Here is an 18,797-nt window from a genome sequence, read left to right as displayed (position 1 = left end):
TAATTAACAGCTTACGCCCTGAGAGCTTTTTTTACTCAACTGCCGACTTTTCAAACATCCTCTAACAGCTACAGCAGTTAGTTTATTATCACTTACTACTTATATCGGCGCCGCTTCTGCCCAATCACTTGACCAAAATAAGCCAGCACCCTTACACCCTGGAATAAATTCAAGTGTAGCTGATAGTTTTATCGGTTCGCATTTTTACTACTTTGTGGCTGGACCAGGAGACATTAAAATCACCGTTAATTTCTCATCTATGGGGTTACTTGGAAACGCAACAAAAGCTACAATTGGAATATACCTTTATGACGAAAAAGGCAATGTGATAGTTCATAAAAGTTTAACTTCCAGTGGTGCATCTGAACAGTTAATCTTGCCTGAAAGTCTAAAACGCAAAGCTAAACTTACTTTGCGTATTCAACCACCACCACAAGGCTTGATTAGAACCGGAGGTAACTACGATGTGCAGGTTACTGGCGCCGTCGAGTACAACAACAATGTCGCATCTGAAAAACAAGACCCCATAGTCAAGACTTACCAACTTATGGTTGGTGTCACAGGTCTGTTTGAAGGTGGCGCCGCTAAATTCTATAGTGATGGAACTTTGAAACTTGCTGATGGTAATACTGGAACTTGGAAACTTTTTGATGCTGAGGCTCAAATTTACGTAGTTAAGATTAAGGGTCATATATTTAACTTGAAGCGAAGACCAGGAATAGGGTTAGTTGATACAAACGATATTAGCTCAATTGTTTTCAAGGAAGTGCGTTAAATTTTTAATACTATCTGTATAATTTTGGGAAAAGTCAGGGTTATTATTTACACAGTCAATTGGAGGGTTTTTGTCTATGGTTTGCCGTGGGAAATTTTCTCTATATATACTATCTACTATCGTTACTACCCTGATACTTTCCCTGAGTTGTACGGTGTATGGACAACTACAAACACCTTTATCAGTAGTACAGGCGCCATTGGGTCAACTAAACCGCAAAGCACAAGCTAACGAGCTTTTGGAACAAGGGAACAAGCAGCTAGACCATAGTCAAAGAGAAGCAGCTTTGGAGTCTTTTCAACAAGCACTAGCTATTTGTCGGGAAATAAAAGACCGTCAGGGAGAAGGAAAAGCGTTGCAGGGAGTAGGAAATGCCTACTTTAATTTAGATAAGAACGAGAAAGCGATTGAGTTTTCCCAGCAAAGTTTAAGTATTGCGAAAGAAATAAAAGACCGAGAATTAGAAGGTAAATCTTTAAGTATTCTGGGAGCGACGTATAATAGTTTAAAGAAATATCCCAAAGCCTTAGATTTAGAACAACAGGCGCTTTCTATCGCAAAAGAAATTGAAAATGGTACACTTGAATCTGATGCCTTACGGTATTTTGGCAATATTTATTATGCTCAGGATGATTACCAGAAAGCGATTGATTATTATCAGCAAAGCTTGAATGTTGCACACAAAATTAATAATTTTCAGTTAAAGAGGTATGCTTTAAGTAATTTAGGCGCTGCTTACAAGTCACTGAAAGATTACCAAAAAGCCATTAGTTACTATCAGCAAGTATTAGGATTAGCGAAGCAAATTAAACATCGTGAAGGTGAAGCTGGTGCTTTGACTTCTCTTGGTCAAACCTATAAATCTTTGAATGATTACCAAAAAGCAATTGATTACTTTCAACAAGTTTTATTAGTGTCACGGGAAATTAAACGACGTGATGGTGAGTCCTACGCTCTTGATCTAATAGCTAGTGTTTACTACAATTCTCTAAATGATTATCAGAAAGCTGGTGATTATTGGCAACAAGCTTTGGCAATTGCACGGGAAATCAAAAAACGCGATTACCAAGCTACATACTTGGAAAATCTTGGTAACATTTACAACTATAAACTCAAAAATTACCGAGAAGCACTAAATTATTATCATCCAGCTTTGTTGCTTGCGCGCGAAATCAAAGACCAAACAATTGAATCCAATATTTTATATAAGCTTGGTACGGTCTACAAGTCTTTGCAAGATAAACCAGGAGCTACTGATTACTTTCAACAGTATGCCAAGATTAATTTAGACGTTCATAAAATCAATTGCCAATCGCGCGATTTTTATTCACTTGGTAGTGCTTACCAAAACTTGGAAGACTACACAAAAGCAATTGATTATTACAATCGAGCATTGGTAATTGAACAAAAAAGTAAAACGCGCGATTGTGAATTAAATATTCTGCTAAATATAACTGACAATTATAATGACCTCAAAGATTACCAAAAAGCTATTAATACCTCTCAACAAGCTTTAGCATTGGCACGGCAGCTAAAAAAGAGTACAGATGAATTTGCTATTTTAGCCTATGGTTTGGGTAAAGCATACAATGGACTAAAAGATTACCCAAAAGCCATTGATTATTACTTGCAAAGCGTTGCCGTTGTACGGGAACTCAAGAAGCGTGATAATGAATCTGATTTGCTGAAAGATATTGGAAATATTTACCACGACTCCCTTAAAGACTATCGAAAAGCAATTGAATATTACCAACAAAGTTTAGCTATCGCTCAGGATATTAAAAATCATCCGTATCAAATCAAAGATTTAAGAGGTTTAGGTCTTGCTAATTATCACTTGAAGGACTACCAAAAGGCAATTAACTACTTTCAGCAAGGTTTAACTATTGCTCAAGAAGTTAAAGACCGAGCAAATCAAACAAAACTTCTTCTCAATTTTGACAATACTTTTAATGATTTAAAATATGAGCAAAAAGCAATTAATTATTATCAACAAGCTTTAGAAATAGCACGAGAAAGTAAAGACCGAGATTTAGAAAGAAGCACATTATTAAATGTGGCTTCTAGTTATGGCGCCAATATGGGAAATTGGCAGCAAAGCATTGAATACTCTCAGCAAGCACTCTTGAACGCGCGGGAAGCTAAAAACCGTGAAGATGAGGGTCAGGCTTTGTTGCTCATTGGTACGGCTTACAACTACATAGGAAATTTGCCGAAGGGTATAGAAACACTTCAACAAGCATTAGCTATTGCTAAAGAAACTCAAAACTTGGAACAGGAGGGGTGGTCTTTGGCAAATCTTGCAGCTGATTACTCAATCCAGGGAGACTACCAGAAAGCAATTGAGTTTGGTCAGCAAGCTTTAGCAATTGCCAAGGGTACACATGCTTCCAAAAACGGACAAATTATTAAAAATCGCGATTTGGAAGGCGCCGCATTAATATTTTTAGGTACAGCTTTTGATGCTGGGCAATATAATTATCAAAAAGCTTTGGAATTGACGCAACAGGGTTTGGTAATTGCACGAGAAAGTAAAAACCGTTTCTTAGAATCGTTAGCTCTGGGTTTATTAAGTCTTGCCAACAATGATATCAGCTATTCCAAAGCCATTGAGTTAGCCCAACAGAGTTTAGCCATAGCTCAAGAAATAAAAAATCCGATGGCAGAAATGTCTGGACTGTTTTCTCTAGGTGTTATTTACAGAGACTTAGGAGATTATCAAAAAACAATTTCATTTTATCAACAAGTATTAGAACTTAGCCGCAAAACTCAGAGCCATCCAACGGAAGGTATTTCATTACTAGCGCTAGCCAGTATTTACGACGACCAAGGCAATGCACAAAAAACTATTGAGCTTGCCCAACAAGCAGCAGTGCTATTTGAGGAAAGCAAAAGTTCCAAGTTTAAAGCTATAGCTCTTTTGTTTCTCGCCTCTGGCTATGATGGTTTAAAGGATTATCCCAAAGCTATTGCAATAATGCAGTCAACCTTAACTATTGCCAGAAATCTCAAAGACCGAGGATTAGAGGCATGTTCCCTAGCGCAACTTGGCTATCTATATCGTAAATCTGGACAGTATCAGCAGGCAATATCCTTTTATCAACAAGCATTAGCAATTATTCCTAACCCCGAACTTCCGGGTAATGGCTCTGGTGCGAGAATTGGGTTAGCTAGAGTTTATCGCAGTATAAATCAGCCCACCACAGCCATTGCTTATTATAAACAAGCCATCAGTGAAATCGAGCAAGTACGGCAAAAAATTAAAGGTCTACCACCACAATTACAATTATCGTTCTTACAAGTAGGTCGAGATGGAGAAAAAAGAGCAGATACTTACCGCGAGTTAGCAAATTTGTTACTTTCGACCGGGCGAGTTGCCGAAGCACAACAGGTATTGGAACTGCTAAAGATACAGGAGTTACGCGATTTTATCCGAAGTCCTAGCGATAAAACTTCTGTTTCTAATATTGGTACAATAAAAACTCCTGAAATCCCATTAACTGCTATCGAAGAACAAATTAAAAAAGAAAATGGTACTTTAATCGCTTTTGGTCACAAAATTGATGAGTGTCAAAAAACTCATTGCAGCCAGTTAAGTCAACTCTTAGACCAACGCGACACTTTAACAGCACAATTTAATCAGAAGGTTCAAAGCATTGAAAAACAAGTATACTCTAGGACTATCCAAGACCAAGCCTATTTTGACCCCAAAGACTTTGGACGTAAAGCCAGAGAAATTTTAGCAGCGCAACCCCATACAGTACTAATTTACCCTTTGGTGCTAGAAGATAAAATTTGGCTGTTATGGGCATCCAAAGGTGGTATTCTCAAAACAGTCGAAATTCCAGTAAAACAGTCTAAATTAGTAGAAACTGTCCAAAAATTCCGAGAATTATTGCAAGACCGTACTTCTGATATCGACCAAATTCAAGCTACTGGTAAACAATTATACGACTGGTTGATTAAGCCTATTGAACCTGAACTTCAAAAAAATCAAGTACAAAACTTGGTTTTATCTCTAGATAGGGTAACACGCTACATTCCTATTAGTGCCTTATTTGATGGTAAAAAATATGTGGTAGAAAATTATACTGTCTCGACAATATTATCTGCTGATTTAACAGATACAAAAGACCGTTTACCATCAGAAAAGCAAAGTACCTTGGTTTTAGGACTGGGTTTATCTGAAGCTAGACCTGGCTTTGGCGCCTTACCCAACGTACCATCAGAATTAGATGCAATTATTCAGCAAAAAGCTACCGATACTAAAGGTATTTACCCTGGTGAAAAATTCCTCAACAATGCTTTTGACTTTCGCGCGTTTAGAAATAATTTACGAGGTCATAAAATAGTACATATGGCTACCCACGCAGTTTTTCAACCTGGAGGTGCTGAGAATTCATTTTTGGTGTTAGGCACTGGCGAAAAATTGACCATTTCCCAGATTAAAACCTTGCAAGACTTAGCAGATGTACATTTAGTTGTTCTCTCTGCTTGCGAAACTGCTGTTGGTGAAAAAGGACAAGATGGAGTGGAAATTAATGCGATGAGTTACTACTTCCTGAATGATGGAGTCAAAGCTGTTTTAGCTTCCCTTTGGCCTGTTAACGATAGCAGTACCAGCGACCTGATGCGCCAATTTTACAGTAATTTAGCTTATAGTTCTCAAATGACTAAGGTTCAAGCTTTACGTCAAGCACAACTTTCATTACTCCATAGTGATAATACTCGCTTTTCACATCCTTATTTTTGGGCGCCGTTTATTTTGACGGGAAATGGATTATAGGCTTTGCAGACCATCAAACAAAATACAAAACCTTTATGGGTTTATCGATTTTTTTTTAACCGAGTAGTAAAGATATCGTGAAAGTTCTAGTATTCGGTAATGTTGATTTCTAATATGGGAAACTAAAAATAAGGGATTCTAGCCCCTGAAGTTTATTTCTCGATTTCCTGTAAGACACTATAATATAGATTTTCTGGAATATGGCGTTTACCAGTTAGCAATAACTGTTTTTCTAACTGCCGATTTTCGTCATTAAAAAATTGAGATTTACCTTGTGATTGGTATTGACAAAGACCTTGATATACCTTGATAAAGTCATCATTAGATTTTAATTTAATGGTAATGCCTCGATATCCTAAATTGTCAGTGAATTGGATTGGTTTAATAATTGGTAAATTTTGAACTTTGGCAATCAATTGTTCAGCTTCTGTATTCGTAATAGTCCAACTTGGGTCTGGTCTACCACTATAGATATTAAGTTCGACCTGACTAGTTGCATTCATGTTACTGACTCGATTATTTATAGGGGTATCATTAAATTTGACTTGTTGAGTATCACAGGAAATAGCTAGTACCTTAGAACTAAATACCACTAATACTACCAATAGTGATAAGCAACTTTGACAGCGTTTTCCAAAATTGTATAGGTAAGCCATAGTTTTATCAGCTCGTAGCCGACCGATGATATACAGTGACTGATATGCGATGGTATGAGCGCTCTTCTACCATCGTAATATTATTACTAGTTTACTTTCATACTCCTAGCAGTGTAGAAGAAACCACAAAATTGAGTGTATGGACCACGGTCACAAGTGCGCGGGTCAGTGATTACTTTCCCACTATTATCAATATTTCTAGCAGCAGTGCCACCAGGTTTGTGTCCCCAAAACTTTTCCGGATGATAGCGATACCAATGATAGTCATGAGAACCATAAAAGTTAGGTGCGTAGACTAAGGCAACTAGATAGCGGGGATATTCGCTTTGGGGAAAACAGTCATAACGCTTATGGGCGCCGTCGCGTAAAGCTGCCTTACTTACTTCCTCACAGTTGATGGTACTGTATATTTGACCACTGCCTCTACCAGGTTGAGCAAAAGTATTAGTCCGTCGATTAGTGGCGTAATTATAGCAGTTGTTTTGAGATTGCACTCCCGATTGATTCCAAAATCCAGGGTTGAATTTGGTAGCATCATATTTACAAATTTTTAAAGGCCGAATAGAGTCAGGATTAACGCTTGGGGTCTTTAGTTGTTTCTCAGAGTCTTCTTTGATTGGGTCTTCAATCTCGTTACCTCTCAATTCTTCAATATTGATGTCAGCCTGTGGTAACTGTAAATTTGGCTCTGGAACTGGTTTAGACGGTAAACCACCACCTTCTAACCAACGTTTGATAACTTCTCTAGCTTTTTCTTCGTTTAAGTAATCACTTTTTAGTACGCGAAATACTTGAGGAAGTTTGTATTTTCTAGCAACTTCGGTCGATTCAAAATCTATGATAAAGCCCCTATATCCCAAACCCTGAAAGCCTTGATTAACATTAACAATTAATCTTTGATTACTGCGTAATTCTTTGAAAATAGCTTGGGCAGCCTCTTCGTCTAGTTGCCAGACAGGATTAGGTAGTCCGGAAAAAATATCTAGCGTAACTTTAATCATCACTGTTATCCTTAATTTATTGAATGTAATTGACTATTGTCAAATTTTTGAGGGCGGAATCTAGGAGTAAAGACTCAATTTTTTCTGTTGCTGCGATTGTCTGGGTAAAATCTGTGCTTGCTGTTGGCAATGCAGCATATTTACTTTTTGTTTCCTGACAGAGTTTAACTAGGGGAATAATAGACACGGTTGCTGCTCCAGCACCTATCAGTTGTAGAAAGCGGCGCCGATTATAATTAAATGATTGCATGTCTTAAAATCTCCGATGAGAGTGTTTTTTACAAATGTCCCGTTGCAAATGCCTATATTTATATTGGAAAGCTCGATTACGCTTTGACAGTACCCTTGTGGGTAATACTCATAAACACAACGCTCTTCATTTTCAACATTTATTAGTCCTTACTTACTTGTAAAGTGTTTATCTAACTATTTATATGTTGGTTCGGTTAGATTTATGCAACGCTCGCCTAAATTTATTACAGCATCAGCATCCACGATGGCGCCCCATACTTGGCACACAGCTTTTTGTCATGCTTCTTAAAGTTTAGTATGCTCTATAGCAACTGTAAGCAGTTTTCTATCGCTTACAACCAACTTCCCACTAAAACATAAGGCGCCGCTGATTATGTTCTGGTGAGAATGCAGCTAGTGGTAAAAATCTTAATTTATATTTAAGATTATTTAGACCTTTTAGTAATTATTAACACTATAAAACTACGACTATGCGTAAAATAATAGAACCAGCCACAGTATTACTTTAACCTTCTTCTACTTCAAAAATACAACTCATGTTCAGTAGCAAAAACTTAGTTGAAGATGCTCAAAAAGCCCTTGAAGCAAGTATTATGTACTATAAAGGGCAAGCAGTAGGAACGATTGCCGCGCGTGATGTGGATGCCCTTGCGCTCAACTATGACCAATGCTTTGTACGTGATTTTGTATCATCAGCACTAGTATTTTTAACAACAGGAAGAGAAGAAATAGTCCGTAATTTCTTGGAAATAACTTTAACGCTACAAAGCCAAGAACGACGAATGGACTGTTTTAAACCAGGACTAGGTTTAATGCCTGCTAGTTTCAAGGTAGAGTTACGTGGTGGTGATGAAGTATTAATTGCCGACTTTGGCGAACATGCTATCGCAAGAGTCACTCCTATTGACTCATGTTTGTGGTGGATGATTTTACTGCGCGCGTATGTAAAGGCAACAGGAGACTTCGCACTTGCCAACCGCAGCGACTTTCAGCATGGGATGCGTTTGATACTGCGTTTATGTTTGGAAACGCGGTTTGATATGTATCCTACACTGTTAGTTCCTGATGGTTCATTTATGATTGACCGTCGTATGGGTGTGTATGGATACCCATTAGAAATTCAAGCCTTATTCTATGCAGCTTTACGGTCGGCAGAAGAATTATTGTTACCCAACGACTCAGATGGTATACGTCAAGCAGTAATTGAACGTCTGGGTCATTTGATGTTTCATATGCGAAGCTATTACTGGCTTGATATGCAACGCTTGAGTGAAATTTATCATTATAAAGGTGAAGAGTTTGGCATCAGCGCCATTAATAAGTTTAATATCTACGCTTCCTCAATACCTGCTTGGTTTATAAATTGGCTTCCCGATGAAGGTGGATATTTTGCCGGAAATATTGGTCCTAGTTTAATAGACTTTCGCTTCTTTACGCTGGGAAACTTAATGTCCGTAATTATTTCGCTAGCAACTAAACAGCAATCGAGTGATATTCTAACTCTCATACAGAACCGTTGGGATGATTTGGTTGGACAGATGCCCATGAAGATTTGTTTCCCCGCAGTTGAAGACCGTGACTGGCAATTATTTACTGGTTTTGACCCCAAAAATGTGCCTTGGTCTTACCATAATGGAGGTAACTGGCCTGTCTTACTATGGTTTTTAGTCGCTGCTGCCATCAAAACAGGTAATATTCAACTTGCAGAAAATGCCATCAAACTTACCGAGCTTCGTTTAGGTAAAGACTCATTCCCCGAATATTATGATGGTAAAAATGGTCGCCTCGTTGGTAAAGAAGCAAGACGTTATCAAACTTGGTCGATAGCTGCCTTTTTACTCTCGAAGCAACTCATCGCAAACCCTGAACATTTGAAATTAATTAGTTTTGATGAGGATGACCGTGCGATGGCATGTGAATTTTAGAAAATGGTAGTAAAATTGGGATAGGTGTAAGACAAAACTGCCGATGAACGAGGTTGAGTAACAAAGATTGTTTATGAAAACACAAGAAATTTTAGAGGTTCTTCCTAATTTGAGCCATGAAGACCGCTTAATTATAGTAGAAGCAGCTTTGAAATTAATTAATCAAGAAAGAAATTTATCGCGCGCAAAGCAAACGCGACAATTACAAACCGCAGCGTTGATGGCTGTTTCAGATTATGCTCCGGGAAGTGAACTACTGGTTTTCTCTGAACTTGATGGTGAGGATTTTTACGATTACCCAGAAGAGGAATTTGAATAAGTAGATAGAGTAGATAAATATTTATGCTCAGAGGCCAAGTTTGGTTGGTTAACCTTAATCCTACAGTAGGTAGGGAAATTAGTAAAACTCGTCCTGCCATTATCGTTAATAATAATGCAGTTGGTATACTACCATTAAAAGTTGTTGTGCCAATAACAGACTGGAAAGACGAGTTTGCAGATAGACTTTGGATGGTTAGGCTTGAACCTTCAGTAGAGAATGGTTTAGCCAAAGTCTCTATCAGTTTCGGAAATTAGATTAATTAGACAGCTAGGCAGCTTTCAGAACTAGAAATTCAGCTAGTATCGCAAGCGTTAGCTATTGTTCTTAGTCTATAAGTATTTATCAGTACTACTCGGTTAAGGTAAAAATACGAAAATTCGTAGGTTGGGTAACACGAGCGTTTCACCCAACCTACAATTATCTTGAAATTTGATATTACTCTTGAAAAACTGTTCAATTGTTAAATATCGATGACTTTGGTTGCTATACTTGATGTAGATATATAAGTAACCAGAAGTAGTTTTAGATATATGAGTAAACGCAAGCGCCAAGAAAGTGTCGAATTGTCTCAAAACTTAGAGGCGCCGAAGTGTGACGACCATTTGGTACACTTAGAAAGCGTGCGCTCTATACAGTCACAAATATTACCAACTGATAAAGCGCAGCAGATGGCAGAAGTATTCAGCTTGCTAGCAGATACAAACCGTCTGCGGCTAATTTCTGCCCTAGCATCACAAGAGTTATGCGTTTGCGACTTAGCAGCAGTGACAAAAATGACCGAATCTGCTATTTGTCATCAACTGCGTTTGTTAAAAGCAATGCGTTTGGTCAACTACCGTCGTGAAGGTCGCAACGTCTATTACAGTTTGGCAGACGGTCATATTGTAACTTTATATACTTCTCTCGCAGAGCATATGGAAGAGAAATAAAATTTAAAGACAATTTTTGTTCGAGGCGCCGTATACTTTATTTTCTAAGAATATGGCTGTTTTGCATTTGATATGTCAGAATTTAATCCCCCTAAATCCCCCTTAATAAGGGGGACTTTAAGAAATCTTCCCTTAAAAACAAGGACTTTAAGAAATGCTCCCTTAAAAACAAATATTCTCAAAAACCTTTTGCCCCCCTTATTAAGGGGGGTTGGGGGGATCATAATCAGTGTTTCACTTATACTTAATCTAACCCCATCCAAAGCCCAAAACCAGGCGCCCACCACAATACAAGCAAAGTCTATCAAACCACCACTGGCGCCAAAAAAACCGCATCAAGAAGTTCGTCACGGTGAAGTTATACGCGATAATTACTTTTGGTTGCGTGATAAAAAAAACCCCGAAGTGTTGAAATATCTCAAAGCAGAGAATGCGTATACAGAAGCTAGGACTGCTAATTTAAAACCTCTACAGAACAAGCTGTACCAAGAAATGCTTTCAAGAGTACAAGAGAATAGAACCAGTGTAGCTGTGAGGGAAGGAAATTATGACTATTACACGCGCTACAAAAAAGGAAAAAATTACGCTATTCATTGTCGCAAGAAGGTTATCACGAATATCGAAGAAGTTTTATTAGATGAAAATGAACTTGCATCTCGTGAAAAGTACTTAAACGTTAGCATGTTCAATGTAAGTAATGACGGTAACTTCCTCGCTTTCGGTATCGATACTAAAGGTGATATTCGTTACAATCTTACAGTGAAAGACTTAAGAACAGGAAAAATACTTACTGATACTGCTAAAAATATCGGTTCCCTAACTTGGGCAAATGATAATACACTTTTTTATATTACCCAAGACCCAGTTACTAACCGTGCTAATACATTATGGCGCCTTAAATTAGGAAGCAAGCCAGAGAAAGTTATCGAAGAGAAGGATGTAGAATTTTTCTCACAAGTTGGTCGCACGAAAGATAAAAAGTATATTTTATACACTGCCAGCAGTAAAGATACTAACGAAACCCATTACCTAGATGCAGCTAGACCTAACGAAAAATTAAAAGTCATCTCGAAACGTGCAAAAGGATACAAATACTCTGTTGAACACCGCAATAACTTCTGGTATATAATCACAAACAAAGGAATAAATAATCAAAGAGTTATTAATAATCGCATTATAACTACTCCTGTTGGTAATTCTAACGGTGCCAATTGGCAAGAATTTATACCACACAATCAAAATGTATTACTTGAAGATATTGATTTGTATCAAGATTTTGCTGTAATATCAGAGAAAATACTTGGTTTAAACCGCTTTATTGTCTATAACTTCCAAACCAAAAAATCGCGTGAAGTAAATTTTCCTGAAAGTGCTTATACAGCAGATTTAGGATTAAACCAAGAAGGAGTCAGCGACACTATACATCAACCGTTTGATTCTAATTCTTTTCGCTATACTTATACTTCCTTAACTTCACCAACAGCTATTTACGAACAATACCTTGCTACAGGCACACAAAAAGTAATCAAGCGTAAAGAAGTTCCTAATTATGATGCTAGTAAATATACTACCGAAAGATTGTGGGCGCCAGCTAGAGACGGTGTAAAAGTACCTTTATCTATAGTTTATCGTAAAGGTATTAAGCGTAATGGTAAGGCGCCTTTGTTAATGTACGGTTACGGTGCATATGGTTTAGGAGAAGAAGCAAGATTTGATAGTAATTTGATTAGCTTGCTCGATAGAGGTGTAATATACGCTATTCCTCATGTACGTGGTGGAAATGAATTAGGCAAGCAGTGGTATGAAGACGGTAAGTTAATGAACAAGAAAAACACTTTCAATGATTTTATTGATAGTGCCGAATATTTAATTAATAACCGTTGGACATCCAAAGACCGTTTACTAATTAGTGGTGCGAGTGCAGGTGGTTTACTTATTGGTGCTGTCGTCAACATGCGTCCAGACCTTTTCAAAGCAGCACATCTTGCTGTTCCCTTCGTAGATATCATGAATACAATGTGGGATGAAAGCTTACCACTAACTACCGAAGAATACCTTGAATGGGGCAACCCACACGAAAAAACTGCTTACGATTATATGCGCGCTTACAGCCCTTATGATAATCTCGCGCGCAAAGCTTACCCTTCAATACTTGTCACCACGAGTATTAACGACAGCCAAGTTGGTTATTGGGAACCCACAAAATATGTAGCTAAATTACGTACCCTCAAAACAGACAATAATCCCTTACTACTAAAAATTAACCTAGAAGCAGGCCATCAAGGCGCCAGTGGTCGTTACGAAGAACTCAAAGATACCGCATTTGAGTACGCTTGGATGCTCTCGCAAGTTGGACTGTAGGATAGCTGACTGCCTGTCCGTCTTAAACTAAAAATTTAATTCTTCATCTTGTGGAACGGGCATCCTGCCCGTTCTAAACGCTCATATAATTTTGGAAATTTCCAAACCTAGCGTTTAAAAAGCTTTCAACAGTCATACGCCTCTCTTGTTGTAACCCTTGTTGTACTCATCGCTCAGTAGCTTGGGCTAAATCTCGTTCATAAATTGGTGATAATTCCATTTTGTAGCCTTTCATGTATATAAAAAAGCCAGCAATTAGTGTTCGCGCTGGCTTGCCTAGCAAAATAGAGAAATATTAACTTTCCGAACTGAATCTAGCTAATAAATCCTCGCGCGAAAGATTAGCAAATTGCAACAAAAGGCTTGAGTACTCACCAGGTAATAAATCAACAATAGGTTGAACAACAGCCATTAACTCTGGGTCTAAATTTCCAAACTTAGCTGTCAACAAGTTTTCAACAGTCATACGCCGCTCTTGTTGTAACCCTTGTTGCACTCCTCGCTCAGTAGCTTCTGCTAAATCTTGTTCATAAATTGGTGATAGTTGCATAATTAATCTGTCATCCTCCTTATTTTTATCTTGTTTAACTTGGATTATTGCCTTTAAGTTACTTAATAAATGCATTGCGGTGTTACGCAAAGGGTCATCAAGAGGTAGTGCTTGTAGTTCGACAATTGCCTGTTGCTGAAATTTACCTCTGCCCAACACCCTTAGCCACAAGGTTTCTCGTGTAGGTGGTAGCTTGTGTATTGCGACAATCACGGTTTTCCAGTGTTCACCACAAAAATAAACGCCCTCCATCCACTCTTCTTTTAGTGTAGCTGAAAACCCTTTGAGTAGAGATTTTGAAGCTGTGGGAGATAAAACCCATAAAAGCGGCAGTTCTGCTTCGACTGCTCTAACAGTTTTGTTTTTTGTTGTTCGCTTGATATCAGCAAAAACATCAAATAACTTGTTGGCACAAACACGAACTCCATCTGGTGTAACAGCATTACGGTAAGGTTCAAAAATTGCTGGTGTCGTCGCAAATCTTCCTAACAACCCAAGAGTTTGTTTCTTTTGGTCATCAACAGGCTCTTCAAGGTTAAGAGTATAATAGACATCTATCTCTTTGATCTCAGTAGCAAGTTTGCCACTGGAGTCAACTTTACCAATTGATGATAACAATACTCTCAAGTAATTTTTGGCAAACTCATCGTAAGGAAACTTAGTCATTAAGATTCTTAGGTAAAAAGTGTTTATTTAAGAGGGTTTTTGATTTACAAATTACTTTATATTCCTTCGTAGAAAAATAAAGTTAAAAGCAGCGATGAAATTTTGCACCCAAATTTTATAAGAGCTAGCGTTCAAAAGAAACTAGCTTGTACTCTTTAATATGGTAGTGATTCTGTTCTATTCCACAAAGCCGGAAATTTCCAATTATTTGTAATCAAACTTAACAATATATCTAACAAGCTGTTTATAGCAATGATAGGCGCCCATCTTTTAAGGTAAATGTCTAATGCCGATATAACGCCCGCACCCGAACATATTAGACATCTCCAAAAATGACGTAGAGACGCGATTAATCGCGTCTCTACCAAGGGTTTCGGGCAACGCATAATTAATTTTTGGAGATGTCTATTGGCGAATGGTAAATCTTCGTTAATGCCGATATAACGCCCGCACCATTCTATGGTGGGGCTATTAATACAAAGCCCACCTGCGTGGGCTATTTTCTTTAGCCCACGTAGGTGGGCTTCGTTCAATTAGCCACACCATAGAATGGTGTGGCGGGTTGGTGGGTGTGGCGGGTTACAATGTGATGTTGGGGTGGTGGGTTACAACATGGCGCCCATTCCCATATACGATGTTGGTATGGCGGGTTGGTTAAATATTCCAAGCCGAATTGTAATTATTATCGCTTGTAACAAAACGCACAGTATAATATATAACATAATAAATACATGTTGTAGCGCGCGATGGCATCAAACTTTGACTTTCTCCGCTCTAATTTCCCAGAACTCCTAAAACACGCATCCGATGCGGAAAGTTTAGTTTATACCGCACCGCGCGCAAGTTGCTTTTATTCTCGCTTCACCCTAGAGCAAGCGGTGCAATGGTTGTATGCTAACGATGCCTATCTACAACTACCATACGACAAAAACCTTGGCGCCCTTATACACGAACAAACGTTTAAGGATAATCTTAAACCAGGCTTATTTCCAAAAATACGCGCGATTCATAAAATGGGTAACATTGCGGCTCATGATGCTAACCCTGTAAATAGTAATGATGCTCTACATCTTGTCGAAGAATTATTCCATTTTTTATATTGGCTATCGCGCTCTTATTCTTCCAATGCCAAAAATCATCCTAATGTAACCTTTGATAAAACCCTAATTCCAACAGCGAAGAAACCAGGGCAAGTAGACTTAACCCAACAACAGCTGCTTTCTCTAGATAAAAAACCTTTGCTTGTTGACCGAATGCGTCAAATAGAAGAGGAACGGGAGAAAAAGACAGAAGCAGAAATTGCAGCACTGAAAGCAAAAATCTCAACCCTCAAGCAACAAAGTTCTTCTGTCCCAGATTCCCATAACTACAACGAAGAAGAAACCCGTCGCTATTTAATAGATGTGCTTCTTAAAGAAGTTGGTTGGAATATTCATCAACCAGAGTGGACAGAGTACGAAGTTGAGGGAATGCCAAATAAAACAGGTAAGGGTTATGTTGATTATGTAATTTGGGGCGCCGATGGTAAACCTTTAGCAATAATCGAAGCTAAACGTACTCGAAAAGACCCTGCTGCTGGTAAACAACAAGCAAAACTTTACGCAGATTGTCTAGAAAAACGTTTTAATCAGCGTCCAATTATTTTTTATAGTAACGGTTATAATCATTGGATCTGGGATGATAAAAATTACCCACCCCGCGAAATTCAAGGTTTTCTTAAGAAAGACGAACTCGAACGCTTAATTTGGCGCCGTCAACATCAAAAACCATTAAGTTCAATAAAAATCAACACTAATATAGTAGAACGTAGTTATCAAATAGAAGCAATTAACCGCATTACCGAGAAATTTGGTAATGAAAAAGGATTAAAAGCGCTGTTGGTAATGGCAACGGGGACGGGGAAAACTCGTACTGCTATCGCTTTGGTTGATGTCCTCAAACGTGCCAACTGGGTAAAACGAGTATTATTTTTAGCAGGTAGAAAGGCTTTACTTATTCAAGCACAGCGCGCGTTTAGAAACTTCCTACCAAATGTGTCAACAATAAATTTGAGTGAAGATGGTAAGGATAATATTGATAATATTGAGGTAGTACTTTCAACTTACCCAACCATTGCTAACCGTATTAATATTAGTGATGAAGGTAATCGAGTTTTTGGTAGTGGTCACTTTGATTTAGTTATCGTTGATGAAGCGCATCGCTCCATATACAAAAAATACCGCGCGCTGTTTGATTACTTTGATGGGTTATTAGTAGGGTTAACAGCAACACCTCGCAAGGAAATAAACCGCGATACTTACCGCATCTTTGATTTAGAACCGGGAGTACCTACCCATGCTTATGAATTATCTGATGCTATCAAGGATGGTTATTTAGTTCCACCCAAAGGTATTAAAACATCGTTTAAGTTTCTGCTTCAGGGGATAAAATACGCTGACCTGAGCAACGAAGAAAAGGAAGAATACGAAGAAAAGTTCCAAGACGATGAAACAGGTGTAGTACCCGATAAAATTGATGCTTCTGCATTAAATGCTTGGTTATTCAATATAAATACAGTAGACCAAGCTCTTGAATTATTAATGGAGTATGGGTTAAAGGTAGATGGTGGTGATCAGCTTGGTAAAACTATAATCTTTGCTCGTAACCACAAACATGCTGAATTCATTATTGAACGTTTTGATAAGAATTATCCTAAATACCAAGGTCAATTTGCCAGAGTTATAGATAGTCAAATTGCTTACGTGCAAAGTCTCCTTGATGATTTCTCTGAACCTAATAAACAGCCAACTATCGCGGTATCTGTAGATATGCTCGATACAGGTGTAGATGTCCCCGAAGTTGTCAATTTAGTATTCTTTAAACCCGTATATTCCCAAGTAAAGTTTAACCAGATGGTAGGACGAGGAACGCGACTATGTAAAGATTTATTTGGCATTGGCGCCGATAAAACTGAATTTTTAGTATTTGACTTATGTAGTAACTTTGAGTTTTTTGACCAGCAACTACCAGAAAAAGAAACCAAACCACCTCAAAGTGTTAACGGGCAGTTATTTAAAGCGCGCGTAAAATTGAGTAATGCTCTCAAAGAACATGGTGGTCAATACAAAACTTTACGGTCAAACCTGCTCGATAACTTACATCAACAAGTTGAGAGCATGTCGCGTAATAACTTTTTAGTACGTCCTCATTTAAAACGAGTTAATGAATTTTCACAGCGCGCGCGATGGGATGCAGTTAGTAATAAAGATATAGAAGCAGTAAATCAATTAGCAGAACTTCCAAATGGTTTAACTGATGAAAGTCCTTTATCTAAACAGTTTGATTTACTCATTTTAAAATTACAGCTTGCAGTTTTATCCCCCCAACAGGATAATAACTTTGTACGGTTACGTGACCAAGTGCGGGACAGTATGCAACGCTTGGAACAAAAGCGCACTGTTCCAATGGTACAAGTACAGTTACCATTAATTGAGGAATTACAAACAGAAACTTGGTGGACTGATGCAACACCAGAAATGTTAGAAACCATTCGGCGCCAGTTACGTGATTTAATCAAATTTATTGACCGTGAAGAGCAAGTTATTGTACATACAGACTTTGTTGATGAACTCGAAGACCTAGACGAGGTTTCTGTACCAACTCACCAAACAGGTTTTAGTCCGCTTCAGTACCGCAAAAAGGTAGAAACATATATTCGTGAAAACCAAAACCACATTGCTATTGCCAAACTAAAACGCAACGTACCGTTAACTTACTCTGATGTAACTGCACTTGAAAAAATGTTATACGGTTCTGTTGTAATCGAAAATAGAGAGCAGTTTCAACAAGTATATGGTGCCGTGAATATCAAAAGCTTTATACGTCAGCTTGTAGGTTTAGACCGCAAAGCTGCAAAACAAGCATTTAACAAGTATCTACAAACTCAAAACTTCAACGCCAACCAAATACGCTTTGTAGAAATGATAATCGATTATCTCACACAAAACGGTGTTATGAACCCTGGACTGCTTTATGAGGCGCCGTTTACTGATTTACACCAAGATGGTTTAGATGGTGTGTTTAGTAACGATAATGATATTAATGAAATTATTGAAATTGTAACCCAGTTTAACAAGAATGCTGACGTGAAGTTTGGCGCCGCGTGATGTAGGTATTTGTTAGATACAGAAAAGATAAGGTAATAAGTTTGCCATGTCTATTAAACGCAACGAAACGGATTGTAATTTAAGGTAAAATTGTGGGCACCGTTAAAGTAAAGCACCTCGGGCGAAGTTCATAAGGATGATAGTTAAAAATTGCACATCGGCTACTTTTTCAATAGGTAGAGGAAAAATGTCCCACCTACTAAAGCAGTCATTACACCCACAGGTAACTCTTGGGGTCGCACAATCAAACGGGCTGCAAGGTCAGATAATAGCAATAAAATTCCTCCTAGTATCGCTGAAGTGGGTAAAATCCAACGATAATCATGTCTAACAAGTTTACGAGCAATATGGGGAACTATCAAACCAACAAAACTAATCGGTCCAGCGACTGCAACTGCGCTTCCAGCCAGTAACACTACTGTTATTACA

General features: G+C 38.2%; 13 protein-coding genes. 8 read left to right on the top strand and 5 right to left on the bottom strand.

The annotated features are described in order from the left end of the window. Nucleotides 1-214: 214 nt before the first annotated feature. The gene (locus AC2JBO_RS31575) at nucleotides 215-775 is read left to right on the top strand and encodes a hypothetical protein (RefSeq protein WP_496957587.1); all 561 of its coding nucleotides are present in this window, start codon (nucleotides 215-217) and stop codon (nucleotides 773-775) included. A 154-nt stretch (nucleotides 776-929) separates the two neighbouring features. Further along, nucleotides 930-5,561: a CHAT domain-containing tetratricopeptide repeat protein gene (locus AC2JBO_RS31570; RefSeq protein WP_496957586.1), complete on the top strand. Its 4,632-nt coding sequence runs from the start codon at nucleotides 930-932 to the stop codon at nucleotides 5,559-5,561. A 152-nt stretch (nucleotides 5,562-5,713) separates the two neighbouring features. On the opposite strand, the gene AC2JBO_RS31565 is transcribed toward AC2JBO_RS31570, so the two are convergent. The 3 genes from AC2JBO_RS31565 to AC2JBO_RS31555 form a co-directional block, all read right to left on the bottom strand. Then, nucleotides 5,714-6,217: a hypothetical protein gene (locus tag AC2JBO_RS31565; protein WP_496957585.1), complete on the bottom strand. Its 504-nt coding sequence runs from the start codon at nucleotides 6,215-6,217 to the stop codon at nucleotides 5,714-5,716. Between the two features lie 86 nt (nucleotides 6,218-6,303). Further along, nucleotides 6,304-7,218: a hypothetical protein gene (locus AC2JBO_RS31560; protein ID WP_496957584.1), complete on the bottom strand. Its 915-nt coding sequence runs from the start codon at nucleotides 7,216-7,218 to the stop codon at nucleotides 6,304-6,306. Between the two features lie 16 nt (nucleotides 7,219-7,234). Further along, nucleotides 7,235-7,468, bottom strand: coding sequence for a twin-arginine translocation signal domain-containing protein (locus AC2JBO_RS31555; RefSeq protein ID WP_496957583.1), 234 nt, complete (start codon nucleotides 7,466-7,468; stop codon nucleotides 7,235-7,237). Between the two features lie 538 nt (nucleotides 7,469-8,006). Between AC2JBO_RS31555 and AC2JBO_RS31550 the strand changes: the two genes are divergently transcribed. From AC2JBO_RS31550 to AC2JBO_RS31530, 5 genes are all read left to right on the top strand, one after another. Then, nucleotides 8,007-9,395 (top strand): glycoside hydrolase 100 family protein, encoded by a 1,389-nt coding sequence (locus AC2JBO_RS31550; RefSeq protein ID WP_496957582.1) that lies wholly within the window; start codon nucleotides 8,007-8,009, stop codon nucleotides 9,393-9,395. A 73-nt stretch (nucleotides 9,396-9,468) separates the two neighbouring features. After that, nucleotides 9,469-9,714 (top strand): hypothetical protein, encoded by a 246-nt coding sequence (locus tag AC2JBO_RS31545; RefSeq protein WP_496957581.1) that lies wholly within the window; start codon nucleotides 9,469-9,471, stop codon nucleotides 9,712-9,714. Between the two features lie 23 nt (nucleotides 9,715-9,737). Then, on the top strand, nucleotides 9,738-9,971 hold the full coding sequence (locus AC2JBO_RS31540; RefSeq protein ID WP_496957580.1) for a type II toxin-antitoxin system PemK/MazF family toxin: 234 nt from the start codon (nucleotides 9,738-9,740) through the stop codon (nucleotides 9,969-9,971). Between the two features lie 276 nt (nucleotides 9,972-10,247). Further along, nucleotides 10,248-10,646: an ArsR/SmtB family transcription factor gene (locus AC2JBO_RS31535; RefSeq protein ID WP_496957579.1), complete on the top strand. Its 399-nt coding sequence runs from the start codon at nucleotides 10,248-10,250 to the stop codon at nucleotides 10,644-10,646. Between the two features lie 189 nt (nucleotides 10,647-10,835). Continuing rightward, nucleotides 10,836-13,007: a S9 family peptidase gene (locus AC2JBO_RS31530; RefSeq protein ID WP_496957578.1), complete on the top strand. Its 2,172-nt coding sequence runs from the start codon at nucleotides 10,836-10,838 to the stop codon at nucleotides 13,005-13,007. Between the two features lie 295 nt (nucleotides 13,008-13,302). Here the strand turns inward: AC2JBO_RS31530 and AC2JBO_RS31525 are convergent, their stop codons facing one another. Next, nucleotides 13,303-14,223, bottom strand: a complete 921-nt coding sequence (locus AC2JBO_RS31525) for a hypothetical protein (protein ID WP_496957577.1) — start codon at nucleotides 14,221-14,223, stop codon at nucleotides 13,303-13,305. Nucleotides 14,224-14,969: 746 nt separating this feature from the next. Here AC2JBO_RS31525 and AC2JBO_RS31520 point away from each other — a divergent pair. Then, a complete protein-coding gene (locus AC2JBO_RS31520; RefSeq protein ID WP_496957576.1) occupies nucleotides 14,970-18,368 on the top strand; it encodes a DEAD/DEAH box helicase family protein in 3,399 nt (1,132 codons plus the stop codon). A 161-nt stretch (nucleotides 18,369-18,529) separates the two neighbouring features. Here AC2JBO_RS31520 and AC2JBO_RS31515 read toward each other — a convergent pair. Beyond that, nucleotides 18,530-18,797 (bottom strand): iron chelate uptake ABC transporter family permease subunit (locus tag AC2JBO_RS31515; protein ID WP_496957575.1); only part of this gene is annotated, 268 nt, incomplete at its 5' end.

Source organism: Calothrix sp. CBUCES-K 9914 (assembly GCF_059640475.1).
The sequence above is the reverse complement of the archived record's forward strand: the minus strand, read 5'-3'. Positions and strand labels throughout refer to the sequence as shown.

Excerpts from the sequence above, each read along its gene's own strand:
- AC2JBO_RS31525 (WP_496957577.1), bottom strand. The coding sequence starts at position 14,223 with ATGACTAAGTTTCCTTACGATGAGTTTGCCAAAAATTACTTGAGAGTA.
- AC2JBO_RS31555 (WP_496957583.1), bottom strand. The coding sequence starts at position 7,468 with ATGCAATCATTTAATTATAATCGGCGCCGCTTTCTACAACTGATAGGT.
- AC2JBO_RS31540 (WP_496957580.1), top strand. The coding sequence starts at position 9,738 with ATGCTCAGAGGCCAAGTTTGGTTGGTTAACCTTAATCCTACAGTAGGT.
- AC2JBO_RS31565 (WP_496957585.1), bottom strand. The coding sequence starts at position 6,217 with ATGGCTTACCTATACAATTTTGGAAAACGCTGTCAAAGTTGCTTATCA.
- AC2JBO_RS31520 (WP_496957576.1), top strand. The coding sequence starts at position 14,970 with ATGGCATCAAACTTTGACTTTCTCCGCTCTAATTTCCCAGAACTCCTA.
- AC2JBO_RS31535 (WP_496957579.1), top strand. The coding sequence starts at position 10,248 with ATGAGTAAACGCAAGCGCCAAGAAAGTGTCGAATTGTCTCAAAACTTA.
- AC2JBO_RS31545 (WP_496957581.1), top strand. The coding sequence starts at position 9,469 with ATGAAAACACAAGAAATTTTAGAGGTTCTTCCTAATTTGAGCCATGAA.
- AC2JBO_RS31550 (WP_496957582.1), top strand. The coding sequence starts at position 8,007 with ATGTTCAGTAGCAAAAACTTAGTTGAAGATGCTCAAAAAGCCCTTGAA.
- AC2JBO_RS31560 (WP_496957584.1), bottom strand. The coding sequence starts at position 7,218 with ATGATTAAAGTTACGCTAGATATTTTTTCCGGACTACCTAATCCTGTC.